Here is a 23,300-nt window from a genome sequence, read left to right as displayed (position 1 = left end):
GGCGAGTCACTTTTCTTTGCTTGTGCAAAGAAAAGTAACCAAAAGAAAGCACACCCTGCCTCGCGCCCTCCGCGCTAACGCGCTCCGGGTCCGCGTCCAGCCCGGGGATTCGCGGAAGGGGCATCCTGCCCCTGCCGCGAACGGCGCACGTCCTTGTGCGCCGCCCCTTCGGGGTTTTTCCCCGGGCTGGCCGCCGCTTCGGAAGGGAACCCGGCAAGTCAAAAGCGACAGCAACAGCCAAAGCCAAAGCCAAAGCAACAGCCGGAGCAACGGCGACGGCATGGGTCGTCTTGCCCGGTTTCGGAACCAGGCCATCACGCGACAAGACTGCTCGCACCGACCATGCGTCCTCAGCACGCACATCACTGCCAACCACTTCATCGGTCGAGCAGTCGGCCGAGATGGCGGCACCAGCGCACGCCATCCGCCTCGCAACTGCGCTACCTTGCACCCAAGGCGCGCCCTCGCGCCCATGCCGCCACCGGAGATGCCCATGCCCCTGCTCCATCGGTCCCCTGCCACGCCACTGCATGCCGGCCACCACCGCGCCTGGCGCATCGGCCTGGCCCTGCTGTGCGTCCTGATCGCCGCACCGAGCATAGCCGCCGACAGCGCCGCCGTGCCCGCCTTGCAGCGCGCGCAGCAGCTGATCCTGGTGCTGGCGCCGGACTGGGACAGCCCGCAGGGGCAGCTGCAGGCGTTCGAGCGCGACACGCAGGGGTGGCGCGCGCATGGCAAGGCCTTCGACGTGAGCCTCGGCCGCCACGGCAGTGCCTGGGGCCTGGGCCTGCATCCGGCACAAGACGACGGCCCGCAGAAACGCGAAGGCGACGGCCGTAGCCCGGCGGGCGTGTTCACCATCGGCGAGGCCTTCGGCTATGCGCCGCGCATCGACAGCGCCATGCCCTACCAGGCGATGCAGGAAAGCAACTACTGCATCGACGTGCCCACCTCGCCGCTGTACAACCGCATCGTCGATGCCAAGGAGGTCGGCAGCGCCGCGGTGGCCGGGTCCACCGAGCCGATGCGCCTGGACCTGCGCCACGCCGGCGACACGCGCTACCGCGAGGGCTTCGTCATCCAGCACAACGCGCAGGGCACGCCGGGGGCCGGCAGCTGCATCTTCGCCCACCTGTGGCGTGCGCCGGGCGCGCCCACCGCCGGCTGCACCGCGATGCAGCCGGCCGACATGCAGGGGCTGCTGGCATGGCTGCGGCCATCGGCCGCGCCGCTGTTCGTGCTGCTGCCGCGCGACGCCTACCGGCGCCTGCAGGCCGACTGGGCGCTGCCGGCCTTGGAGCCGGCATCGTGAGCCAGGCGCCCGCGCCCGGGCTGGTCCGTGCGGTCAGCCGCTGGCAGATCGTCGGGCTGTCGATCAACGACGTGATCGGCAGCGGCATCTACCTGCTGCCGGCGGCCACCGCCGCCCTGCTCGGGCCGCTGAGCCTGTGGGCGGTGCTGCTGGCCGGCGTCGCGGTGGCCCTGCTGGTGCTGTGCTACGCGCAGGCGGCCAGCTACTTCGACGAGCCCGGCGGCAGTTATCTGTATGCGCGCGAGGCGTTCGGCCGCTTCGCCGGTTTCGAGATCGGCTGGATGATCTGGCTGACCCGGATCAGTTCGGCGGCGGCGCTGAGCAACGGCCTGGCCGATGCGGTGGTGCGCTTCTGGCCGGCCGCGGCCGGTGGCGGCGCACGCCTGGGCATCGTGGTCGGCTCGCTCGGCCTGCTCACCGCGATCAACGTGATCGGCGTGAAGTCGGCCGCGCGCACCGGCGTGGCGCTGGTGATCGGCAAACTGGTGCCGCTGCTGCTGTTCGTGGCCATCGGCGTGTTCTACGTGGACTGGTCGTGGGCGTTCTCGGGCAGGACCCCGGACCCGCGCGATGTCGGCAACCTTGGCGAAGCGGCCTTGCTGCTGCTGTTCGCCTACGCCGGGTTCGAGAACATCCCGGCCGCTGCCGGCGAATACCGCAATCCGCGCCGCGACGTGCCGTTCGCGCTGATCACCATGATCGTCACCGTCACCCTGATCTATGCCGCGGTGCAGGTGGTGGCGCAGGGCACGCTGCCCAACGTGGCGCAATCGGCGACGCCGCTGGCCGACGCCGCCAGCGGCGTCGGCGGCGAGGCGCTGGCACTGATTCTGACCGTCGGCGCCACCATCTCCATCCTCGGCACCACCAGCAACACGGTGATGCTGGGGCCGCGCTTCCTGTTCGCGCTGGCCAAGGACGGCTATGGCCCGGCGTTCCTGGCACGGGTACATCCGCGCTTCCGCACGCCGGCCGCGGCGATCCTGCTGCAGGGCGTGCTGTCGCTGGCGCTGGCCCTGTCCGGCTCGTTCGTGCAGTTGGCCCTGCTGTCGATGGTCACCCGCCTGTTCGCCTACATCGGCACCGCCGCGGCGGTGCTGGTGCTGGCACGGCGCTACCGCGACCGGCCCGGTGCGCTGCGGCTGCCGGGCGGGCCGCTGATTCCGCTGGCGGCGCTGCTGCTGGCGCTGGCGCTGCTGCTCAGCGCCAGTTGGCAGAACCTGGCCGCCGCGGGCGTAGCGCTGCTGGTCGGCGCGCTGTTCTATCGCTTCCCGCGCAAGGACGCGGCCTGAACGCCTTCACGCCGCCTTGCGCGCAGGTCACGCGCGGATAACTCCAGCGCCCGGAGGCTGGACGCCCGCCAGCAAGGGCCGCCCGCCATGAAACGACGCCGCGTCTACAGTGCCCCGGATCTGCCCACCGCCACCCGTGCGCTGCAGGCCGCGCGCAGCGCCGGTGTCGACAACGACGACCTGTCGTTGGTCGCCCGCGGCGACATCGAACTGGAAGCCATCCCCGACGACCGCAAGGAAGGCAAGACCGACACCGTGCCGGCCGCCGCACGCGGCGCCCTGGGTGGTGGCGCGGCGGGCCTGCTGGCCGGGCTGGCGGCGATCGCGGTGCCGCCACTGGGCATCACCCTGGCCGGCGCCGGCGTGATGGCCATTGCCGGCGCGCTGGTCGGCAGTTGGTCCTCGGCCCTGGTCGGGTCGACTGTGCCGGACCCGGTGCGGCGCAACTTCGAAGAGGAAATCGAGGCCGGCCGCATCCTGGTGGTGATCGAAGGCGAGCCGGAACAACTGGACGCCGCCGACGCCCCGCTGCGCGCGGCCGGCACCACGGCCTTGCCGTACGAAGCGGCGGCAGCCGCGCACTGACGCGGCGCCACGGAGCGAACACCAGATCGGCTTGCGGCCGATCTCGCGCGCGAGGCGCGGCGCTCGATGGTCTGCGCAGCCTGGAGACCGACCACGACGGCGCCGCAACCGGCGCGCGCTGGCCATCAGGCGGTCGTCGACGCCCGCATGCGCACGAGCAGCCCAGCGGCGTACACCAGCCCATAGGCGATCAACGCCGCGGCGATGCTCATGGTCAGCGGGCTGGCGTTCTGCAGGGTCTGCGCACTGCCGCCGGCAAACGCCCCGCTGGCCCAGCGCCAGGCCAGGCGGCCCAGCAACAGCACGCTCAGCGCGGCGCCGATCCAGGGATTGGGTGTATACCAGCGCGCGCCGTCCTGCACCTCGATGCGGGTGTGGTGCAGGGCGAAGGCGCCCAGCGCGGCACCGCCCACGGCACCCAGCGCCATGCCCAGGCGCACGGCGGGCAATTGCGCAGCCAGCCAAGTCAGCAGGACCGCGACCAGCAGCAGGAACCCGAGCCGCACGCCGGTGCGCCGCGGTTGCCAGGGCTGGCGGCCGAAGTAGCGGCGGATCCGCCGGTAATACAACCAGCCGACGCCGGCCGTGGCCAGGTACGGGGTCAGCAAGGCGATGCCGTTGGCGGCCATGGGGTCTGCCGGAAAGCGAGGGTGTAGCGGCGGATCGTAAGCCACCGCGCGCGCGGGCGCAGCCTGCCAGAAGGCATGAATGTTTCATACCGCGATCACGCCGCGCAGGGACAGGATTAACGAGCGCCTGACTAGCGTGGAGCGTATTCACCGCAACGGAGACCCACGATGAGCGTTCCGTATCAGATTCCCGGCCGCGCCCCCAACGACGAGGACCGCAGCAGCGTCTCGCAGTATTGGCGCGATCGCTTCGCGGACGAGCCCTACTACAGCGAAGGCGAGCGCTTCGAAGACTACGAGCCCGCCTACCACGCCGGCCACGAGGCACGCATCCGCGACTTCAACCGCGCCTACGAGCAGGTGGAAGCGGAGTTGCACCGCGACTGGGACAACAACAAAGGCTCGCAGACCCTGAGCTGGAGCAAGGCCCGCCACGCGGTGCGCCGCGCCTGGGAGCGTGCCGGCAACGGCGACTGAGGCGGACGCGCCACATCCCGATCGTAGGAGCGGCTTCAGCCGCGACGGGCTTTACCGAGCAAGCGCGTCGCGGCTGAAGCCGCTCCTACGAGGGAAGCACGGCGTTGTTCCTAACGGCACTACGCGCCGGCGAAACCGACGCATCGCCAGCGCACGCTCATGCCGCTCACCCGGCAGCGGCGCAACCGCCACTGCCGGGTGCGTGCTTCAACTCTCCAGCGGCTGCAACTTCAGCAAGCGCCCGCCGGCGCCGTCTTCCAGCAGCCACAGCGCGCCGTCCGGGCCCTGCTCCACTTCGCGGATGCGCTTGCCCATGTCGTAGCGCGCGGCCTCGCGTGCCGTCTCGCCGTTGAACTCGATCCGCACCAGCGACTGCGAGGACAGGCCGCCGATGAAGCCGTTGCCGCGCCACTGGGGGAAGCGGCTGCCGTTGTAGATGACGAAGCCGGCCGGCGAGATCACCGGCGTCCAGCTCACCTTGGGCGCGGCGAATTCCGGCCGCGTGCTGTGGTCGGGGATCGGGCGACCGTCGTAATGGTCGCCATTGGATACGATCGGGTAGCCGTAGTTGGCGCCGCGCTGGATCAGGTTGAGTTCGTCGCCGCCGGCCGGGCCCATTTCGTGCTCCCACAGCCGGCCGTTGGCGTCGAAGGCCAGGCCGAGCACGTTGCGGTGGCCGAGCGACCACACCTGCGCGGCGACGCCGCCGCGGTTGGCGAACGGGTTGTCGGCCGGCACGCTGCCGTCGTCGTTGAGGCGCACGATCTTGCCCAGGTTGCCGCTCATGTCCTGCGCCGGGTCGAACTTCTGCCGCTCGCTGGAACTGATCCACAGCTTGCCGTCCGGGCCGAACGCCAGGCGGTGGCCAAAGTGGCCGTTGCCGGACACCTTCGGTTGCTGCCGCCAGATCACCTGCTGCTGCGACAGAGCGCCGCCGCCGTTGCTGTCCAGCGTCAGCTTGGCCCGCATGACCGCGCCACCGCGGGTATCGCCGCTGCCGGGTTCGGCGTAGCTCAGGTAGACCCAGCCGTTCTTGGCGAAGCCCGAATGCGGCAGCACATCGCCCAGGCCGCCCTGGCCGCCGTACGCCACGGTGGGTACGCCGGTCACCGCGCCGGTGTGGCCGCTGACCGGGTCGATGCGCTTGAGCGTGCCACCCTTCTCGCTGACCAGCGCGCTGCCATCGGGCAGGAAACTCATCGCCCAGGGTTCGTTGAAGGTGGCGACCGGCGTCGCCGAGAACGGCCAGTCGCCGCGCCGCTCGGCCGCCTTGTCGGCGGGCGCGGCGTGTGCCGCGGACATCGCCAGGCCCATGGCCAGCGCGCAAGCCAAACCCAGGGGAGTACGTTGCATGACGTGCACCTATCGGTTGGGGTCGAATCCCGAACCTAGCAGACCCCATGTGCACGGCAAGCATGCCGCGGCCAGGGCGTGGCCGCGGTCACGCCACGGCGACGGGTCCGGTAGACACGTCGCCTATTCAAGAACGTCGCCGCGGCGGCGGCAGGCCCTGCCGCGACGCCGCGACGCCGCAATCAGCCCTGCGGCAGCAGCTCGAAGGCCACGGGCTCGCCACTGGCCGAGGACGCGCACACCCAGAGGTCGAACATGCCCGGCTCGGCCGTGCACTGTCCGTCGCGGCCGGTGAAGGCCAGCGCGTGGCGGTCGAGGGTGAAGCTGACCTCCATGCCCTCGCCCGCCGCCAGCCGCACCTTGCGGAACGCCTTCAGCTCGCGCACCGGGCGCACCCGGCTGGCGACACGGTCGTGGATGTACAGCTGCACCACTTCCTCGCCCTCGCGCTCGCCGACGTTGTCGATGCGCGTGGTCACGGTCAGGGTGTCGTCCCAACCGACCTGGGTGCGGTCGAGTTGCGGCGCGCCGTAGGCGAACTGGGTGTAGCCGAGGCCATGGCCGAACGGATACAGCGGCGCGTTCGGCACCTCGCGCCAGCGCGATTTGAACTCGCTCATCGTCGGCAATTCCGGCCGGCCGGTGCGCGGGTGGTTGTAGAAGTACGGCTGCTGCCCGGCATCGAGCGGGAAGCTCACCGGCAGGCGCGCGGACGGGTTGTAGTCGCCGAACAGCACGTCGGCCACCGCCGGACCGGTCTGCGTGCCCAGGTACCAGGTCACCGCGATCGCCGCGGCGTCGCGCACCGCGCCCTGCAGGGCCAGCGCGCGGCCGTTGCGCAGCAGCACCACCAGCGGCGTGCCGGTGGCGGCCACCGCTTCGGCCAGCGCCTGCTGCGCCGGCGGCAGCACGATCTGCGTGCGCGACTGCGCCTCGCCGCTGTAGCGCTGCGGCTCGCCCAGCGCCAGCACCACCACGTCGGCGGCGCGCGCAGCGGCCACCGCCGCCTCGATGCCGCCGTCCAGCGGCGCTTCCAGCGCGCAACCGGGCACCACGGTCAGCGCCTGCGCGTCGTCCAGCGCGGCGCGTACGCCGGCCTCGAGGGTCACGTAGCGGCTCTTGTCGCCGAACAGGGTCCAGCAGCCCTCGATGTTGTCGCGGTCCTGCACGAACGGGCCGATCAGCGCGATCTTCTGTCCCTGCTTGCGCAGCGGCAGCACCGGGCCGTCGTTCTTCAGCAGCACGATCGAGCGCCGCGCCGCGTCGCGCGCCAGCGCATCGTGCGCGGCGATGTGCGACTGGTCGGCCTCGCGCGCCGGGTCCAGCGAGCGGTACGGATCGTCCAGCAGGCCAATGGCCTCCTTCAGTTCCAGCACGCGGCGCACCGCCGCATCCAGCAGCGCCATCGGCACCTCGCCGTCCTCCACCAGCGACGGCAGGTGCGCGGCGTAGAAGCCGCTCTGCATGCTCATGTCCATGCCGGCCAGGAACGCCTTCTTGGTCGCGTCGCGCTCGTCGGCGGCATAGCCGTGCGCGATCAGCTCCATGTCGGCGGTGTAGTCGGAGATCACCACGCCGGGGAACTTCCATTCGCCGCGCAGGATCTCGGTCAGCAACTCGTGGTTGGCGCTGGCCGGCACGCCGTTGATGTCGTTGAAGGAGGTCATCACGCTCAGCGCGCCGGCGCCGAGGGCGGCCTGGAACGGCGGCAGGTGCACGTCGCGCAGGGTCTGCGGGGCGATGTCGACGCTGGCGTACTCCATGCCGGCGGCGACCGCGCCATAGGCGGCGAAGTGCTTGGGCGTGGCCAGCAGCGCATCGTCGGCGCGCAGGTCCGGCCCGTGGAAGCCGCGCACGCGTGCGGCGGCGAAGGCGCAGCCCAGCACCACGTCTTCGCCGGCGCCCTCGGCGCCGCGGCCCCAGCGCTGGTCGCGGGCGATGTCCACCGCCGGCGCATAGGTCCAATGGATGCCGGCGGCGGTGGCCTCGACCGCGGTGGCGCGCGCGGTGCGCTCGGCCAGGTCCGGCTCGAAGCTGGCGGCCTCGCCCAGCGGGATCGGGAACACCGTGCGCATGCCATGGATCACGTCCGCGGCCAGGATCACCGGGATGCCCAGCCGGCTCTCCTCCAGCGCCACCTGCTGGATGCGCCGTCCCAGCTCCGCGCCGACGCCGTTGAACAGCGAGCCGACCCGGCCGGCGCGCACCTGCTGCAGCACCTCGTCGGCATTGCGGACGTTGGCTTCCGGATTCACGTCCGGGGCGAACGGGCGCACCATGTCGGCGAAGACGCCGAGCTGGCCGACCTTCTCCTCGACGGTCATGCGGGCGATGAGCGATTCGATACGATCCGAAGCCATGGGGTCCTTTGAGAAAACGTTTACATAGCCGCCAATTCTAGCTCTGCGGCCAGTCGATGGGGCAAGTTCCGGCGCCGGAATCGCCTATTCAGAAAACTGTCTACCGACCGGGTGCGCCCCGGCCGCCGCGCACCATACGCCTGCGGACGGATGCCGCATAGGGGGAGCAACGGGATGGCACGGCCGAGATGCCCCGCCTCACAAGGGCCGCATCGCGGCCGCCGGCCACAGGCACGGCGGCGCCCGCGGCGACTCAGGAGCTGAAGTAGGCCTCGGCGATGGCGTTGTGCAGGTGGCCGAGGTGGGTCTGGATCTCGTCCATGAACCCGGCCGGGTTGTGCGCGGCCAGGTAGGCCGGGTCGGCATTGCGCACCAGCCCGCTGATCCGCATCAGCGCGCGCTCCACCGGCGGCCGCGGCGGCATGGTCGGCAGGATGTGCTGGGCGCGGACCAGGCAGAACTGCACGCTGCGCGGGAAATCGTTGTTCTGCAGCAGGAAGCGCAGCGCCTGCTCGCCGGTGACGCGCTGCCGCACGTGGCGGCGGTACATCTGGTAGGCGGCCTGGGCGCGCAGCACGCTCATCCACTGCATGGCCTGGTAGGCCTCGCGGTCGTCGGCCTGGCGCGGGGTGATCAGGCCCGAGGCGCCGGCATCGATGATGCGCGTGGTCATGTCGGCCTGCTCGATCGCCGTGCCCAGGCGCAGGAACTGGAAGCCGATGTCGCGGCTGACGTTGGCGGTCAGCAGCCCGGACACCTTCAGGCAGGCATCGGTGACATGGGACAGGAACTCCATGCGGTAGCGGCGGCCGACGCTGCGCTCGCCGTTGGCGTCGATGTGCAGGTGCAGGTCGTTGACCGCTTCCCAGATCTCCTGCGGCAGCGTGTCGCGGATGCTGCGCAGCAGTTCGCGGGCGTAGCGCACCGAGCTGCGCAGCGAGGACGGATTGCGCTCGTCCAGCAGCAGGAAGCGCACCACGTCGGCATCGCCGACGTCGTCGCCGGCATTGGGGAACCACAGCGCGAAGATCTCGCCGGCGCCGACCGTGTCGATCATCGGCCGCCAGGCGAAACGCACCGAGCGCGGCAGGTCCAGCTGCAGCAGGCTGCCCACCCCGACCAGCCGCGCGGTGGTCTCGGCGCGGCGCACGTAGCGGCTGAACCAGTAGAGGTTGTCGGCGACGCGCGAGAGCATCAGTCCAGCTCCTCGTCCAGGTCCACCACCCAGGTGTCCTTGGCGCCGCCGCCCTGCGAGGAATTGACCACCAGCGAGCCCTCCTCCATCGCCACCCGGGTCAGCCCGCCGGTGGTCACGTAGACGTCCTCGCGGGAGAGGATGAACGGGCGCAGGTCCAGGTGCCGCGGCGCCGGCCCGGCCTCGGTCACGATCGGCGCGGTGGACAGGCCCAGGGTCGGCTGCGCCATGTAGTTGCGCGGGTCGGCCAGGATCAGCTTGCGGAACTGCTCGCGCTGGCGCGTGGTCGAGCGCGGGCCGATCAGCATGCCGTAGCCGCCGGACTCGTTGGCCGGCTTCACCACCAGTTCGTCCAGGTGCTCGAGCACGTACTGGCGGTCCTTGTCGTCGTGGCACAGGTAGCTGGGCACGTTGGGCAGGATCGGCTCCTCGTCCAGGTAGTAGCGGATCATCTTCGGCACGTAGGCGAACACCACCTTGTCGTCGGCCACGCCGGCGCCCGGCGCATTGGCCAGCGCCACCTTGCCGGCGCGCCAGCTGCGGATCAGCCCGGCCACGCCCAGCACCGAATCGGCGCGGAACGCCTCCGGGTCCAGGAACAGGTCGTCGACCCGGCGGTAGATCACGTCGACCCGGCGCGGCCCGTACACGGTGCGCATGTAGGTGCAGTCGTCGTCGGCCACGAACAGGTCGTCGCCCTCGACCAGTTCGATGCCCATCGCCTGCGCCAGGTAGGCGTGCTCGAAGTAGGCGCTGTTGAAGATGCCCGGGGTCAGCAACGCGATCACCGGCTGGTCGCCGGGGCGCGGCGACAGCGCCGCCAGGGTGTCGTAGAGCTGCGCCGGGTAGTCGTCCACCGGCAGGATCGCGCTGGTCTCGAACAGCTCCGGGAACACCCGCTTGGCGACCATGCGGTTCTCGAGCATGTACGACACGCCGCTGGGGATGCGCAGGTTGTCCTCCAGCGCGTACAGGGTGCCGTCGGCGTCGCGCACCAGGTCCGAGCCGCATACGTGCGCCCACACGCTCAGTGCCGGGGTGATGCCCACGCATTGCGGGCGGAAGTTGACCGAGTGCTCCAGCAGCATCGCCGGGAACACCTTGTCCTTGACGATGCGCTGGGCGCCGTAGATGTCGCCGATGAACAGGTTGAGCGCGCGCATGCGCTGCTTCAGCCCGGCCTCGGTGCGCTGCCATTCGTGCAGCGGGATCACCCGCGGGATCAGGTCGAACGGCAGCGTGCGGTCGACGTTGCGGCCGTCGGAGTAGACGGTGAAGGTGATGCCCATGACCCGCGCGGCGACATCGGCGGCGAGCTGGCGTTCGGACAATTCGCGTCCACTGAGGCTGGACAGGTACTCGATGACCCGGCGCGCGGCCGGACGTGGCTGCCCATCGGACTGGATCAGCTCGTCGAAGGTGGCCGTGCGGTACTTGCTCCAGTCCATCGCGCCCCTTGTTGCTGTGGGCCGGCGGCGAAAGGCGCCGGCATGTTGTCCCGCAACATGCCCGCAGTCGTGACGGCCGTCAAGCCGCCGGCGGCGGGACGGTGTCCGGGGCGCGGCGGATGCGCGCGCTGTCCATGAACATCGCGTCGCTGGAGGCCTGGAACACGCGCAGGTCGAAGTTGGGCAGGATCGCCAGCAGGTGGTCGAACAGGTCCGCCTGGATCTGCTCGTACATCGCCCAGCGGGTGTCGTTGGCGAAGCAGTACACCTCCAGCGGCAGGCCGTTGGCGCCCGGCTCCAGTTGCCGCACCAGCAGGGTCATGTCCTGGCGCACGTGCGGGCTGGCGCGCAGGTAGTGCTCGACGTAGGCGCGGAAGGTGCCGAGGTTGGTGATCCGGCGGCCGTTGATCGGCGCCACCCCGCGCTCGGCCAGCGCGCCGTTCCAGGCGTCGAGCTCGGTGCGCTTGCGGTCGATGTACTCGCGCAGCACGGTCAACTGCCGCATCTGCTCGATCTCGGCGGCGTCGAGGAAGCGCACGCTGTGCTGGTCCAGGTACAGCGCGCGCTTGATCCGGCGCCCGCCGGCCTCGCTCATCCCGCGCCAGTTCTTGAACGAGTCGCTGATCAGTTTCTTGGTCGGGATGGTGGTGATGGTCTTGTCCCAGTTCTGGACCTTGACCGTATGCAGCGCGATGTCGATCACGTCGCCGTCGGCGTTCTGCTGCGGCATCTCGATCCAGTCGCCGACGCGGACCATGTCGTTGGAACTGATGGTGACGCTGGCCACCAGCGACAGCAGGGTGTCCTGGAACACCAGGATCAGCACCGCCATCATCGCGCCCACACCCGACAGCAGGATCACCGGCGACTTGTCCACCAGCACCGACACCATCAGCACCGCCGCGACCACGCCCAGCACGATCTTGAGCAACTGCATGTAGCCCTTGATCGGCTTGTTGTGCGCGTCCGGGCGCCGCTCGTACACGTGGTTGAGCAGGTCCAGCACGCGCGACAAGGCCAATGCCACGGTCAGCACGATGAAGGCGGCGCAGACGTTGCGCACCACGCTGACCATCGCCGCCGGCAGATGCGGCACCGCGCCGATGCCCAACGACAGCACCAGCGCCGGGATCACGTTGGCCAGGCGCGGGATCACGCTCAGCTTCACTTCCTTGTCGCTGAGCACGGTGGCGCGCAGTGCCCGCCGCAGCCCGCGCAGCAGGATCCGCTTGGTCACCCAGTTGGCCAGCCACGCCGCCAGCAGCAGCGCCACGATCACCATCGCGTCGTAGGCCCAGGGATACGGCGCCAGGGTGTGCTGCAGGTCGGCGAAGAACGCCGCGTCAGGCAGCAGCGCCGCCGAGGCGCTGGCGAACGGCAGCAACGCCTGCACACTCATGCGCGGCTGCGCTCGATGATGACCCCCACCGCCTGCGCCCCGCGCACCGCGCCCGGCTTGCTCAGCTTCAGCCGCAACCAGCGCACGTCGAATTCTTTCAGCACCGCTTCCGCGCAGCGCTCGGCCAGCGTCTCCACCAGCCCGTAGCCGGACTGCTCGACCAGTTCCACCAGGCGCTTGCTCACCGCCTTGTAGTTGAGCGTATCGGCGATGTCGTCGCTGGCCGCGGGCTTGCGGTTGTCGAAGCCCATTTCCAGATCGAAGCGCAGCGTCTGCCGGATCCGCCGCTCCCAATCGTAGATGCCGATCAGCGCGTCGATTTCCAGACCTTCGATGAAGACTTTATCCATGAGGAGCCGGGATTGGGGAATGGGGATTCGGGAATGGTAAGAGCAAAGGCAAAAGCTGATGCAACCGCGGAGCCGCTTTACGAATCCCCAATCCCGACTCCCGACTCCCGCGTTGCCGCCGCCAGCGGCGGCAACGTCGCCATGTCCCAGCGCGGCGTCACCTGCACCGCGGACGCGGCATCGTGCAACCCGGCCTGCAGGCGCAGGGCGCCGGCGAAGGCGATCATCGCGCCGTTGTCGGTGCACAGCGCCGGGCGCGGGAAGCAGGCGCGGCCGCCGCGCGCCTGCGCCATCGCCTGCAGCTTGGCGCGCAGGCGCAGATTGGCGCCGACGCCGCCGGCGACCACGATGGTGTCGCTGCCGGCCGCCTCCAGCGCGCGCTCGCACTTGATCGCCAGCGTGTCCACCACCGCATCCTCGAAGCCGCGGGCGATGTCGGCGCGCACCGTCTCGGACTGGTCGCTGTCGCGCCAGGCCAGCAGCACCTGGGTCTTGAGTCCGGAAAAGCTGAAGTCCAGGCCGGGCCGGTCGGTCATCGGCCGGGCGAAGCGGAACCGCCCCGAGGTGCCCTGCGTGGCCAGCGCCGCCAGTTGCGGGCCGCCCGGATACGGCAACCCCATCAGCTTGGCGGTCTTGTCGAAGGCCTCGCCGGCGGCATCGTCCAGGGTCTCGCCAAGCAGGCGATAGCGGCCGATGGCCTCCACCGCGATCAGCTGGGTGTGGCCGCCGGAGACCAGCAGCGCCACGAACGGCGGCGCCGGCGCCCCGTGCACCGGGTCCGGATCCTCCATCAGCGGCGCCAGCAGGTGGCCTTCCATGTGGTGCACGCCGATCGCCGGCACGTCCAGCGCCCAGGCCAGGGCCCGGGCCACGCCGGCACCGACCAGCAGCGCGCCGACCAGGCCCGGCCCGGCGGTGTAGGCCACCCCGTCCAGGTCGCGCACCCGCAGGCCGGCCTCGGCCAAGGTCTGGCGGATCAGCGGCAGCAGCTTGCGCACGTGGTCGCGGCTGGCCAGCTCCGGCACCACCCCGCCGTACTCGGCGTGCAGGGCGATCTGGCTGTACAGCGCGTGCGCGCGCAGCGCGGCCGCGCCGGAGCGCGTGGTGTCGTAGACGGCGACGCCGGTTTCGTCGCAACTGGATTCGATGCCGAGAACGTTCATGGGTGCATTGTGGGGCCGAATCGGCGGCAGGCCAAACGCGGCGCTTGCAGCCGCGAAATCTGCCGCTATAATGTGCGGCTCGCCGGGCCTGACCCGGTCACCATTGTGTCCCGGAGATTCCATGCCCAGCGTTAAAGTCCGCGAGAACGAGCCCTTCGAGTTTGCGCTCCGTCGCTTCAAGCGCACCTGCGAAAAGGCCGGCGTGCTGGCCGAAACCCGCAAGCGCGAGTTCTACGAAAAGCCGACCCAGGAACGCAAGCGCAAGGCCGCTGCCGCGGTGAAGCGCCAGCTGCGTCGCACCTCGCGCGACGTCACCAAGCGCCAGCGTCTGTACTGAGGATCGCGGCCTGCGGTAGCGGGATGTGCCGGTTTCGGCACCCGCTACGGTAAGCCCACGAAGCCGGCACGCGCAAGCGTCGCCGGCTTTTTGTGCATCTCCTGCTTGGACCAGGCGATCCGCCCGCGCGGAGCATCGGCCCCGTCCCTGATCCCTCGGCACCCGCGTGCCGCCTCGGCCGCACGGCCTGCGCCAGCGCGCTTGCCTAGAATGCCCTTCCCCCCTTTTCTCTTCCCTGTGGAGTCCCTCATGACCCTCAAGCAGCAGCTCACCGACGACATGAAGGCCGCGATGAAGTCCGGCGACAAGCACAGCCTGGGCGTGATCCGGCTGATCAACGCCGCGATCAAGCAGAAGGAAGTGGACGAGCGCGTGGAGATGGACGACGCCGCGGTGATCGCGGTGATGGACAAGATGGTCAAGCAGCGCAAGGACTCGGTAAGCCAGTACGAGGCCGCCGGCCGCGACGACCTGGCCCAGGTGGAGCGCGAGGAGATCGTGGTGATCGAGCGCTACCTGCCGAGCAAGATGGGCGAGGCCGAGATCGTCGCTGCGATCCAGGCGGCGATGGCGCAGACCGGCGCCGCCAGCCCGACCGACATGGGCAAGCTGATGGGCGTACTCAAGCCGATGCTGGCCGGCAAGGCCGACATGGGCCAGGTCTCGGTGCTGGTCAAGCAGCAACTGGCCGGCTGACGCTCCCGAGGAGCGCGTGGGCGGCGGGCTTCACCCGCCTTTCGATGCCGGGCTGCTACAACGCCCGGCAAGCCCGCACCCTCCTTCAGCGCGCAGTGCGGGACCGGCGTTGCGACGCCGCGCGCCGAAGGTCCCGCGCCCATGTCCCTGCCCCTGTCGTCCGATCGCCTGCACAAACACCTCGACCGCCTGCAGCAGAGCCTGCCGGCCGCGCTGGTGCGGCGCTTCGTCGAGATCGACGTGATGACCCAGTCGGCCTCGCTGTCGTTCTACGCCCTGCTGTCGCTGGCGCCGCTGCTGGTGCTGCTGCTGTGGCTCACCGCCTCGCTGTACCCGCAGGCCCAGGAGGCGCTGATCGCGCAGATCGGGCAGCTGGCCGGGCACGGCGCGCGCGAGGTCGCGCAGACGGTGATCGACAACGCCAAGAACCAGCCCAACATCGGCTCGCTGGCCGGGCTGTGGAGCACCCTGCTGCTGTTCGTCGGCGCCACCGCGGTGTTCGCGCAGCTGCAGAACGCGCTGAACCTGATCTTCCGCACCGACAAGCAGCGCCTGGACGGCATCATGGCCTGGCTGAAGAAGCGCGTGTTCTCCTTCGGCGTGGTGCTGGGGCTGGGCTTCCTGCTGCTGATCTCGATGATCCTGACCACTGTGCTGCAGGTGGTGTTCGCGCGGATGCCGTCGCTGCTGCCGGCGGTCGGCTACGTCTCGACCCTGGCGATCTACGTGCTGGCCTTCGCCGTGCTCTACCACTACCTCCCCGACCGCCGGGTGCAATGGCGCCAGGCGATCATCGGCGGCGCCATTACCGCCTGCCTGTTCGTGGCCGGGCGCTATGCGATCGGCCTGTACATCGCCACCGCCGCGCCGGGCAGCGCCTACGGCTCGATGGGCGCGCTGGTGATCCTGCTGGTGTGGATCTACTACGCCACCGTGGTGTTCTTCGTCGGCGCGCTGATCACCGCGGTGATCGACGAGCGCCTGCGCTCGCACAGCAAGCTCGTCGCCGCCGGGATCGACCCGCGCAACGCCGCACAGGCACCGCCCACGCCCTGACCGCACGGCGCTGAACCACACAGGCAGCGCGCCCAGCGTGACGGCGCACGCGCGTGGCATCCTATGCGGATGGCCCGCATCCCCGACGCATTCATCGACGACCTGCTCGCCCGCACCGACATCGTCGAGGTGGTCGGCACGCGCGTGCCGCTGAAGCGCCAGGGCAAGGAGTACGCGGCGCGCTGCCCGTTCCACGACGAGCGCTCGGCCTCGTTCACGGTGTCCCCGACCAAGCAGTTCTACCACTGCTTCGGCTGCGGCGCGCACGGCACCGCGATCAGCTTCCTGATGAACTACGACCGCCTCGAATTCCTCGACGCGGTCGACGAGCTGGCCAAGCGCGCCGGCATGGAAGTGCCGCGCGACGCCCAGCAGCGCGGCGCCGCCCAGGCCGCCGGCGACGACCACCGCGACCTGTACTCGGCGCTGGAAGCGGCGGCCAAGTTCTTCCAGCGCCAGTTCGACGGCAGCGACAAGGCGCGTGCCTACCTGGACGGCCGCGGCGTGGATGCGGAGAACCGCGCGCGCTTCCAGATCGGCTATGCCCCGGACGGCTACAGCGCGCTCAAGGACGCGCTGGGCACCGACGAGCGCCGGCTCAAGCTGCTGGACCGTGCCGGGTTGTTCTCCAAGAACGACCGCGGCCACGTCTACGATAAGTTCCGCGACCGGGTGATGTTCCCGATTTTCGACCGCCGCGGCCGGGTCATCGCCTTCGGCGGCCGCGTGCTCGACAAGGACGACGGCCCCAAGTACCTGAACTCGCCCGAGACCGCGCTGTTCCACAAGGGCCGCGAACTGTACGGCCTATGGCAGGTGCGCCAGGCCAACCAGAAGATCGAGCGGCTGATCGTGGTCGAGGGCTACATGGACGTGGTCTCGCTGTTCCAGTTCGGCGTCACCCAGGCGGTGGCGACGCTGGGCACCGCGACCACGCCGGACCACGCCGAACTGCTGTTCCGCAACGCGCCGGACGTGTTCTTCTGCTTCGACGGCGACGCCGCCGGCCGCCGCGCCGGCTGGAAGGCGCTGGAATCGGTGCTGCCGCGGATGAAGGACGGCCGCCAGGCGTTCTTCCTGTTCCTGCCCGATGGCGAGGACCCGGACACCATCGTGCGCAAGGAAGGCGCCGCGGCCTTCGATGCGCGCCTGGTCCAGGCCACGCCGCTGTCGCAGTTCTTCTTCGACGAACTCTCGCGCGAGATCAACCTCGGCACGCTCGACGGCAAGGCACGCCTGGCCGAACGCGCGCGGCCGATGCTGGCGCAGATTCCCGACGGCGCCTTCGGCGACCTGATGCGCCAGCGCCTGGCCGAACTCACCGGCATCGGCGCCGCCGCACCGGCGGCCGCCACGGCGGCGGCGAGCCGGCCGCCGCCGCGCGTGCCGCGCCCCGCGCACAAGCGCAGCCTGGTGCGCGAGGCGATCGTGCGCCTGCTGCAGGCGCCGTCGCTGGCGCTGGACCTGCCGCCGCCCTACCCGTTCGCCGGCCTGCGCCTGCCGGGCATCGAGCTGATGATCGAGTTGCTGCAGATCGTGCATGCGCGTCCGGAAATCACCACCGGCGCCCTGCTCGAACACTTCCACGAACGCGAGGAACTGGCCGCGCTGCAGAAGCTGGCGGTGCAGGAGATCGCCGGCGAGACCGCCAGCTGGCGCCAGGAGCTGCACGACGTGGTCGTGCAGCTGGAAAAGCAGACGCTGCAGCAGCGCCTGGAAGAACTGACCGCCAAGCAACGCGCGCAGGGGTTGGACGAGACCGACAAGTACGAGCAGCGCGAACTGCTTAAGGTACTGGCGTCGTTACGCTGAGTCTGGCCCGGCGCGACCGCTAGCTCAATGGCATGTACCGAAACGTTGGGAACAGGCGGTCCTGCAAGTGCGCAGGAGAAAGGAACTCGTAGATCCATGTCCGCGAAGCCGCCAGCGCGCATTCGGTGGCGAACATAAGGATGTGCAGAGCGTCGTCGCTCGCCGGAAGCCAGCGCCATCCGCAGTCCACGCCCTCCCGACATGGGAATGGATAGGGCAGATTGCACGGCTGACCATCGTCGCCGAGACCGGAGGTGTAGTACGAAAGCAGGCCGTCCTGCAGGCTCAGCAGCAGATTGTGGCGGAGGTAGTAGGAATCGCACGAGCGGGGATAGAGCTTGGCAAGCGCCTTGTGAAAGCTGGGACTGTTCGGATCTTCGCCGCTGGGCCACTCAATCTTTTCGCAGACCAAAAACGTCATCAGATTCTGTTGCTCGACCTGCTGCGGTTGAAACAGACTTTGCCGATGTCTATCCAACTGATCAGAAGTCGCGCCCTCCCGAACCATCTGGCCCCATAAGCTGAACACCGCATCGGTCGGCGCCACCGGCAGGCTGGGCGGGCAATGCGCCGCCCTCAAGCGTTTGGTCTCGACAAGTTTATGCAAGGCTTCGCAAAGTGCGGAGAAGGTCAATGTCGACTTCACTTCGCCGACTGCCGCGCAGGTTTCCGTGGGGAAGAACACACGTCCGCCCGCCACATCGAGACTGGGCGTCGCATCGCGGTCGTAGAGGACGATATCGCACTGCGTACTGCTGGGTTGCTGCACCGTACTCAGGAAGCCGCTGCCGATGGCCAGGCGCGCCGGCAGATGCGATACCAGCAGCGTGCGCAGCAGTCGTTCGCGATAGACGCCAAACTCCCCGGAATGGAGAAGACCATTACGCTTCTCCTCGTCGCGAAAAATATACCGACTCATCGCCAGATAGTCCTCGCGAAACTTCTTTGCGGTGTTCAAGGCCAGCGCCTGCACGGCGAAAGAAGCATTCGTCTCCATCTACTACCTGCGAGCGCCTGTGTGTATGTGTGTGAGAATATATTCTTGACTTGCAGCCTTTTGTCCCATTCATCACATCATGAAACATCTTCTCGCGCGCCTGCGCATCGAACCGTTCACGCTGGCGCTGCTGTGCACGGTGCTGCTCGCCTCGCTGCTGCCGGTACAGGGGCGCGCGGCGTCGGTGATGGACGTGGTCACCGACCTGGCGATCGCCGCGCTGTTCTTCCTGCACGGCGCGCGGCTGTCGCGCGAGGCCATCGTCGCCGGCGCGCTGCACTGGCGCCTGCACCTGACCATCTTCGCCGCCACCTTCATCCTGTTCCCGTTGCTGGGCCTGCTGTTCAAGCCGCTGTCGCACTGGCTGCTGACCCCGGACCTGTACATCGGCGTGCTGTTCCTGTGCACGCTGCCGTCCACGGTGCAGTCGTCGATCGCCTTCACCTCGATGGCCGGCGGCAACGTGCCGGCGGCGGTGTGCAGCGCCTCGCTGTCGAGCCTGCTCGGGGTGTTCCTGACGCCGCTATTGATGGGCCTGCTGGCCGGCGCGCAGAGCGCCATGGCCAACCCGCTGGAGGCGATGGGCAAGATCATGCTGCAACTGCTGGTGCCGTTCGTCGCCGGCCACCTGCTGCAGCGCTGGATCGGCGGTTGGGTCGAACGCCGCCGCGCGGTGCTGCGCTACACCGACCAGAGCACCATCCTGCTGGTGGTGTACACCGCCTTCAGTGCCGCGGTGGTCGAAGGCCTGTGGCGCAAGACGCCGCTGCCGGCGCTGCTCGGCGTCGCCGCGGTCGGCGTGGTGCTGCTGGCGCTGGCGATGACGCTGATCACCTTCGGCGCGCGGCGCCTGGGCTTTTCCCGCGAGGACGAGATCCCGATCGTGTTCTGCGGCTCCAAGAAGAGCCTGGCCACCGGCGTGCCGATGGCCAAGGTGCTGTTCGCCAGCGGCAGCCTCGGCGCGATCGTGTTGCCGGTGATGATCTACCACCAGATCCAGTTGATCGTCTGCGCAGTCATCGCGCAACGCTACGCGCGCGCGGCGAAGGCGGAAGCCAAGCCCTAGCGCGCGACCGGCATCGCGCCGGCACGACCGCGGCGCGCCGCCCTGCGCGGCACCGGGACTCGCGGCATATGCAGATGCGTCGCCGGCATGTGCAAGCACGGCGGCGGCTGCGTACAGTAGACGGCCGGCACGGCCGGCGCCGTGTCTCCCTCCCCATCCGGTGCCCCCCCATGAGCCGCATGTTCCGCCGTTCCGCGACGATCTCCGCCAGCCTGGCCACGCTGCTGGCGCTGGGCGCCTGCCAGAAACCGCCAACACCCGCCGCGCCCAAGGCCACCACGCCGGCGCCTGCCGCCGACAGCGCCGGCATCGCCTGGCGTGAGGGCGACGTCGACGACGCCTTCGCCGAAGCGCGCGAACACAACAAGCCGGTGCTGCTGTACTGGGGCGCGGCCTGGTGCCCACCCTGCAACCGGCTCAAGGCCACGCTGTTCAAGGACCCGGCGTTCATCGCCCGCACCCGCGCCTTCGTCGCGGTGCACCTGGACGGCGATTCGGAGGGCGCGCAGGCCTGGGGCGAACGCTTCGGCATCAAGGGCTATCCGACCATCATCGTGCTGCGCCCGGACCACAGCGAGATCACCCGCCTGGCCGGCGACAGCGACACGCAGCGTCTGGCCGAGGCGCTACGCGTCGCCGCGACCCGCACCACCACCTCGGCGCAGTTGCTACAGCAAGCACTGAAGGCGCCGGCCACGCTCGGCGCCGACGACTGGACCCTGCTCGGCGAATACGGCTGGGAGGTGGATGCCGCCCAGTTGGTCAAGCCAGGGCAGGCGCCGGAGGTGCTCGCGCGCCTGGCCGCGGCCGCGCCGCAGCCGGCGTTGCAGCGCCGTTTCGCATTGCTGGCGCTGGCCGCGCAGGATCCGGCCAAGGCCACCACCGTGGACGCCAAGCACCGCGCCGCCGACCGCGCGCTGCTGCAGGCGGTGCTGGCCGATCCGGCCGAAGTGCGCGCCAACCGCAGCACGCTGACCTATGCGGCACGCGAGCTGGTCCAGGCCGCGGCCGGCGATGCCGCCGAGCGCAGCACGCTGTCCAGCGCGCTGACCCATGCACTGGACCAGGTCTATGCCGACGGCAGCCTGCCGATCAGCGATCGCCTGGACACCGCCACCGCGGACATCGCGTTGGCGCGCCTGGCGCAAGGCCAGCCGGCCGAGGCCGGCGACGGGCCCCAGCCGCCGTTGCCGCCCGCGGTGGTCGCCAAGGTGCAGCAGCGCGTGCAATGGGCCGAGCAGGCCGCCAAGACCGACTACGAACGCCAGTCCACGATCAGCACCGCCGCCGACCTGCTCGACGAGGCCGGCGACAGCGCCGGCGCCGAACAACTGCTGCTGGCCGAGCTCCAGCGCAGCAAGACCCCGTATTACTACATGCCGGAACTGGCCGGCCTGGCCGAGGCGCGCGGCGACAAGCAGACGGCGCTGTTCTGGTTGAAGAAGGCCTACGAGAGCGCCCAAGGGCCCGCCACCCGCGTGCAATGGGGCGTGCTCTATGTCGACGGCCTGATCCGGCTGCAGCCAGACAATGCGGCCGCGATCGAGGCGGCCGCCGGACAGGTCATCGGGGAACTGGCCGGCCAGCCCGACGGCTATCACCAGCGCACCCGGCAGCGCTTCGACACCCTGGCCAAGACCCTGCAGGCCTGGAGCAAGGGTCATGACGGCAGCGCGGTGCTGGCGCGGCTGCAGCAGAAGATGCAGCAAAGCTGCGGCAGCCAGGCGCGCGACGGCTGCCAGCATTGGCTGGGGTGAGGGCGCAAGCCGTGTAACACACGGCGGCCGTGCAGCGGGCCAGCGGCAACCGCCGGCGCGCTGCACGGCCGTCGCGCTTCAGAGAGATCCGGTCCGCGCGTCGCTGCAGCGCGGTCGCCCCGCGCCGCGCACCACGCCGGTTGCGCGCCTCGCGCAGCGGCGCGCGCCGATGCGCCGTGCGCTCACGTGCCCCCGATCAGGCCGCCACGCGGACCGGCGCCGCCGACTGAGCGCCTGCCTGGCCGCCGGCGCGGCGGCCGCTGCTGGTATGCGCGCTGAGGCCCTGCGCCTGCCCTTCCAGCGCGCGTGCGGCCTCGGCCATCTTTTCGACCAGCGCCGCGTTCTGCTGCGTGGCGGTGTCCATCTGCACCACGATCTGGTTGACCTGGCCGATGCCGGCGCTCTGCTCGCGGCTGGCGCCGGCGATGTCGGTCATGATGCGCTGCACCTCGCGCACCGAGCCGAGCAGTTCTTCCATCGTGGCGCCGGCGCGCGCGACCAGCGCCGAACCGCGATCGACCTGCTCGCTGGACCCGGCGATCAGGCCGCGCACTTCCTTGGCCGCATCGGCGCAACGCTGGGCCAGGCTGCGCACTTCGGTGGCGACCACGGCGAAGCCGCGGCCCTGCTCGCCGGCACGCGCCGCTTCCACCGCCGCGTTCAGGGCGAGGATATTGGTCTGGAAGGCGATGCCGTCGATCACGCTGATGATGTCGGCGATCTTGCGCGAGGCGCTCTCGATGCCGGCCATGGTCTGCACCACGTCGCGCACCACCTCGCCGCCACGCTGGGCGACGTCGCTGGCGCCGTCCACCAGGCGGTTGGCATGGCCGACGTGCTCGACGTTGCGCTGCACGGTGCCGGTGATCTCTTCCATCGAGCTGGCCGCTTCTTCCAGCGCCGCCGCCTGCTGCTCGGTGCGGCGGGCCAGGTCGCTGTTGTCGTCGACCATTTCCGCGGCCGCGGTCTGCAGGGTGTGTGCGGCCTCGCCGAGCTGGCGCGCGGCATGGATGTCCAGCAGGGCGCCGACCGCGCGCAGCGGGGTGCCGTCGGCGGCGCGCTTGGTCAGGCCGCGCGCGCGGAACCAGCGGTACTCGCCGTTCTTCAACTGCAGGCGGTACTCGATGTCGAAGCCGGTGCGGCCGGTACGGTCGTTGAGGTGCGCGGCGAACGCGCTGAGCGCGGCCTGCGCGTCCTCCGGGTGCAGGCGCGAGGACCAACTGTCGAGCACGTTGGGGAACTCGGCCTCGGAGGCGAATCCCAGCAGCGAGCGGAACTGCGGCGACCACCAGAACTCGTTGGACGGATTGATCGGGTCACCGGCGATCACGCTCATGTCCCACAGGCCGTCGTTGAGCATGTCCTGGCCCAGTTCGAACCGCGTCAGCACGATGTCCAGGAAGGCCTCGCGTTCGCGCCGCTCGGTGATGTCGGTGAGCGCGCCGGCCACGCGCAAAGGCGTGCCCTGGGCATCACGCTGGGTGGTGCCGATCGCGCGGAACCAGCGGTACTGGCCGTTCTTCAGCTGCAGGCGGTAGTCCACGTCGTACGGGGTCTGGCCGCTGCGGTCGCCCAGGTGCGCGGCGAACGCGTCCAGCGTGGCCTGCTTGTCCTCCGGATGCAGGCGCGAGGCCCAACTGTCCAGCACGTTGGGAAAGTCGAGCTCGGAGGAGAAACCCAGCATCGCGCGGAACTGCGAGGACCACCAGAATTCATTGGCGGGGTTGATCGGATCGCCGGCGATCACGCTCATTTCCCAGAGGCCGTCGGTGGTTGCCTTGGTGACCAGGTCGAAACGGACGCGCATCTCGTCCAGATTGGCGAGGGCGCCGTCGCCCTGCGCACGCGCGCGGTCGCGCTCGGCCTCGGCCTCACGCAGGCGCTCCGTCAGTGCCTGCAGCTTCGCCGCGTCTTGCTTGCTCTTGCCCCACATGGATGTCTCCGCGGCTTTGCCGATTTTGGTCGTTCGTCCGATAACGACTGCGGCCGGCAACACTTGAGCGGGGGGCTGAACGG

The 23,300-nt window shown here is 69.9% G+C and carries 20 protein-coding genes; 10 read left to right on the top strand and 10 right to left on the bottom strand.

Features of this window, described 5'->3' with window-relative positions:
- Positions 1-493: 493 nt before the first annotated feature.
- The 3 genes from M3U25_RS20190 (at position 494) to M3U25_RS20180 (ending at position 3,189) form a co-directional block, all read left to right on the top strand.
- Positions 494-1,312, top strand: coding sequence for a L,D-transpeptidase family protein (locus tag M3U25_RS20190; RefSeq protein ID WP_355503651.1), 819 nt, complete (start codon positions 494-496; stop codon positions 1,310-1,312).
- On the top strand, positions 1,306-2,604 hold the full coding sequence (locus M3U25_RS20185; protein ID WP_355503708.1) for an APC family permease: 1,299 nt from the start codon (positions 1,306-1,308) through the stop codon (positions 2,602-2,604). The genes M3U25_RS20190 and M3U25_RS20185 overlap by 7 nt, the downstream gene beginning before the upstream one ends.
- Before the next feature lie 87 nt (positions 2,605-2,691).
- Positions 2,692-3,189: a hypothetical protein gene (locus tag M3U25_RS20180; RefSeq protein ID WP_160945701.1), complete on the top strand. Its 498-nt coding sequence runs from the start codon at positions 2,692-2,694 to the stop codon at positions 3,187-3,189.
- Positions 3,190-3,314: 125 nt separating this feature from the next.
- On the opposite strand, the gene M3U25_RS20175 is transcribed toward M3U25_RS20180, so the two are convergent.
- Positions 3,315-3,818, bottom strand: coding sequence for a hypothetical protein (locus M3U25_RS20175; protein ID WP_355503653.1), 504 nt, complete (start codon positions 3,816-3,818; stop codon positions 3,315-3,317).
- Positions 3,819-3,986: 168 nt separating this feature from the next.
- On the opposite strand from M3U25_RS20175, the gene M3U25_RS20170 reads away from it, so the two are divergent.
- The gene (locus M3U25_RS20170) at positions 3,987-4,295 is read left to right on the top strand and encodes a hypothetical protein (protein WP_242081352.1); all 309 of its coding nucleotides are present in this window, start codon (positions 3,987-3,989) and stop codon (positions 4,293-4,295) included.
- 207 nt (positions 4,296-4,502) lie between these two features.
- Here the strand turns inward: M3U25_RS20170 and M3U25_RS20165 are convergent, their stop codons facing one another.
- The 7 genes from M3U25_RS20165 to tsaD all read right to left on the bottom strand — a co-directional run bounded on the left by M3U25_RS20165 (position 4,503) and on the right by tsaD (position 13,563).
- Positions 4,503-5,648 carry a PQQ-dependent sugar dehydrogenase gene (locus tag M3U25_RS20165; RefSeq protein ID WP_355503655.1) on the bottom strand — a complete coding sequence of 382 codons (1,146 nt, stop codon included), beginning with the start codon at positions 5,646-5,648 and terminating at the stop codon, positions 4,503-4,505.
- 182 nt (positions 5,649-5,830) lie between these two features.
- Positions 5,831-8,008, bottom strand: a complete 2,178-nt coding sequence (locus M3U25_RS20160; RefSeq protein WP_355503657.1) for a glycoside hydrolase family 3 N-terminal domain-containing protein — start codon at positions 8,006-8,008, stop codon at positions 5,831-5,833.
- Between the two features lie 253 nt (positions 8,009-8,261).
- Entirely contained in the window at positions 8,262-9,203 is a 942-nt protein-coding gene (locus M3U25_RS20155; protein WP_010341632.1) for an alpha-E domain-containing protein, read from the bottom strand.
- A complete protein-coding gene (locus tag M3U25_RS20150; RefSeq protein ID WP_355503659.1) occupies positions 9,203-10,651 on the bottom strand; it encodes a circularly permuted type 2 ATP-grasp protein in 1,449 nt (482 codons plus the stop codon). Before M3U25_RS20150 ends, M3U25_RS20155 begins: the two co-directional genes overlap by 1 nt.
- Positions 10,652-10,730: 79 nt before the next feature.
- Positions 10,731-12,050, bottom strand: a complete 1,320-nt coding sequence (locus M3U25_RS20145) for a mechanosensitive ion channel domain-containing protein (protein WP_355503661.1) — start codon at positions 12,048-12,050, stop codon at positions 10,731-10,733.
- Positions 12,047-12,400, bottom strand: coding sequence for a dihydroneopterin aldolase (gene folB / locus M3U25_RS20140; protein WP_355503663.1), 354 nt, complete (start codon positions 12,398-12,400; stop codon positions 12,047-12,049). Before folB ends, M3U25_RS20145 begins: the two co-directional genes overlap by 4 nt.
- Positions 12,401-12,477: 77 nt before the next feature.
- Positions 12,478-13,563 (bottom strand): tRNA (adenosine(37)-N6)-threonylcarbamoyltransferase complex transferase subunit TsaD, encoded by a 1,086-nt coding sequence (tsaD, locus tag M3U25_RS20135; RefSeq protein ID WP_355503665.1) that lies wholly within the window; start codon positions 13,561-13,563, stop codon positions 12,478-12,480.
- Between the two features lie 121 nt (positions 13,564-13,684).
- Here tsaD and rpsU point away from each other — a divergent pair, with 121 nt between their 5' ends.
- The 4 genes from rpsU (at position 13,685) to dnaG (ending at position 17,464) form a co-directional block, all read left to right on the top strand.
- On the top strand, positions 13,685-13,900 hold the full coding sequence (gene rpsU, locus M3U25_RS20130; protein WP_003465342.1) for a 30S ribosomal protein S21: 216 nt from the start codon (positions 13,685-13,687) through the stop codon (positions 13,898-13,900).
- A gap of 249 nt (positions 13,901-14,149) precedes the next feature.
- Positions 14,150-14,596, top strand: coding sequence for a GatB/YqeY domain-containing protein (locus M3U25_RS20125; protein WP_355503669.1), 447 nt, complete (start codon positions 14,150-14,152; stop codon positions 14,594-14,596).
- A gap of 141 nt (positions 14,597-14,737) precedes the next feature.
- Positions 14,738-15,652, top strand: a complete 915-nt coding sequence (locus tag M3U25_RS20120) for a YihY/virulence factor BrkB family protein (RefSeq protein WP_242161173.1) — start codon at positions 14,738-14,740, stop codon at positions 15,650-15,652.
- Between the two features lie 69 nt (positions 15,653-15,721).
- Complete coding sequence (gene dnaG, locus M3U25_RS20115) at positions 15,722-17,464, top strand: DNA primase (RefSeq protein WP_355503671.1); 1,743 nt, start codon at positions 15,722-15,724, stop codon at positions 17,462-17,464.
- Between the two features lie 19 nt (positions 17,465-17,483).
- On the opposite strand, the gene M3U25_RS20110 is transcribed toward dnaG, so the two are convergent.
- A complete protein-coding gene (locus M3U25_RS20110; protein ID WP_355503673.1) occupies positions 17,484-18,461 on the bottom strand; it encodes a DUF6602 domain-containing protein in 978 nt (325 codons plus the stop codon).
- A 79-nt stretch (positions 18,462-18,540) separates the two neighbouring features.
- Here M3U25_RS20110 and M3U25_RS20105 point away from each other — a divergent pair, with 79 nt between their 5' ends.
- Together M3U25_RS20105 and M3U25_RS20100 are read left to right on the top strand one after the other, a co-directional pair.
- Positions 18,541-19,527 (top strand): bile acid:sodium symporter family protein, encoded by a 987-nt coding sequence (locus tag M3U25_RS20105; RefSeq protein WP_355503675.1) that lies wholly within the window; start codon positions 18,541-18,543, stop codon positions 19,525-19,527.
- Positions 19,528-19,697: 170 nt separating this feature from the next.
- Positions 19,698-21,284: a thioredoxin family protein gene (locus tag M3U25_RS20100; protein ID WP_355503677.1), complete on the top strand. Its 1,587-nt coding sequence runs from the start codon at positions 19,698-19,700 to the stop codon at positions 21,282-21,284.
- A gap of 196 nt (positions 21,285-21,480) precedes the next feature.
- Here the strand turns inward: M3U25_RS20100 and M3U25_RS20095 are convergent, their stop codons facing one another.
- A complete protein-coding gene (locus M3U25_RS20095) occupies positions 21,481-23,217 on the bottom strand; it encodes a methyl-accepting chemotaxis protein (protein ID WP_355503679.1) in 1,737 nt (578 codons plus the stop codon).
- Positions 23,218-23,300 lie beyond the last annotated feature (83 nt).

Source organism: Xanthomonas sp. PPL134 (assembly GCF_040595915.1).
GTDB classification, from domain to species: Bacteria; Pseudomonadota; Gammaproteobacteria; order Xanthomonadales; family Xanthomonadaceae; genus Xanthomonas_A; species Xanthomonas_A indica.
The sequence above is the reverse complement of the archived record's forward strand: the minus strand, read 5'-3'. Positions and strand labels throughout refer to the sequence as shown.

What these genes read in the sequence shown, in the direction of transcription:
- M3U25_RS20095 (WP_355503679.1), bottom strand. Translation starts at nt 23,217, where the DNA reads ATGTGGGGCAAGAGCAAGCAAGACGCGGCGAAGCTGCAGGCACTGACG.
- M3U25_RS20110 (WP_355503673.1), bottom strand. Translation starts at nt 18,461, where the DNA reads ATGGAGACGAATGCTTCTTTCGCCGTGCAGGCGCTGGCCTTGAACACC.
- M3U25_RS20150 (WP_355503659.1), bottom strand. Translation starts at nt 10,651, where the DNA reads ATGGACTGGAGCAAGTACCGCACGGCCACCTTCGACGAGCTGATCCAG.
- M3U25_RS20145 (WP_355503661.1), bottom strand. Translation starts at nt 12,050, where the DNA reads ATGAGTGTGCAGGCGTTGCTGCCGTTCGCCAGCGCCTCGGCGGCGCTG.
- M3U25_RS20105 (WP_355503675.1), top strand. Translation starts at nt 18,541, where the DNA reads ATGAAACATCTTCTCGCGCGCCTGCGCATCGAACCGTTCACGCTGGCG.
- folB (WP_355503663.1), bottom strand. Translation starts at nt 12,400, where the DNA reads ATGGATAAAGTCTTCATCGAAGGTCTGGAAATCGACGCGCTGATCGGC.
- M3U25_RS20170 (WP_242081352.1), top strand. Translation starts at nt 3,987, where the DNA reads ATGAGCGTTCCGTATCAGATTCCCGGCCGCGCCCCCAACGACGAGGAC.
- M3U25_RS20160 (WP_355503657.1), bottom strand. Translation starts at nt 8,008, where the DNA reads ATGGCTTCGGATCGTATCGAATCGCTCATCGCCCGCATGACCGTCGAG.
- M3U25_RS20165 (WP_355503655.1), bottom strand. Translation starts at nt 5,648, where the DNA reads ATGCAACGTACTCCCCTGGGTTTGGCTTGCGCGCTGGCCATGGGCCTG.
- M3U25_RS20190 (WP_355503651.1), top strand. Translation starts at nt 494, where the DNA reads ATGCCCCTGCTCCATCGGTCCCCTGCCACGCCACTGCATGCCGGCCAC.
- M3U25_RS20180 (WP_160945701.1), top strand. Translation starts at nt 2,692, where the DNA reads ATGAAACGACGCCGCGTCTACAGTGCCCCGGATCTGCCCACCGCCACC.
- M3U25_RS20100 (WP_355503677.1), top strand. Translation starts at nt 19,698, where the DNA reads ATGAGCCGCATGTTCCGCCGTTCCGCGACGATCTCCGCCAGCCTGGCC.
- rpsU (WP_003465342.1), top strand. Translation starts at nt 13,685, where the DNA reads ATGCCCAGCGTTAAAGTCCGCGAGAACGAGCCCTTCGAGTTTGCGCTC.
- M3U25_RS20175 (WP_355503653.1), bottom strand. Translation starts at nt 3,818, where the DNA reads ATGGCCGCCAACGGCATCGCCTTGCTGACCCCGTACCTGGCCACGGCC.
- tsaD (WP_355503665.1), bottom strand. Translation starts at nt 13,563, where the DNA reads ATGAACGTTCTCGGCATCGAATCCAGTTGCGACGAAACCGGCGTCGCC.
- M3U25_RS20155 (WP_010341632.1), bottom strand. Translation starts at nt 9,203, where the DNA reads ATGCTCTCGCGCGTCGCCGACAACCTCTACTGGTTCAGCCGCTACGTG.
- dnaG (WP_355503671.1), top strand. Translation starts at nt 15,722, where the DNA reads ATGGCCCGCATCCCCGACGCATTCATCGACGACCTGCTCGCCCGCACC.
- M3U25_RS20120 (WP_242161173.1), top strand. Translation starts at nt 14,738, where the DNA reads ATGTCCCTGCCCCTGTCGTCCGATCGCCTGCACAAACACCTCGACCGC.
- M3U25_RS20125 (WP_355503669.1), top strand. Translation starts at nt 14,150, where the DNA reads ATGACCCTCAAGCAGCAGCTCACCGACGACATGAAGGCCGCGATGAAG.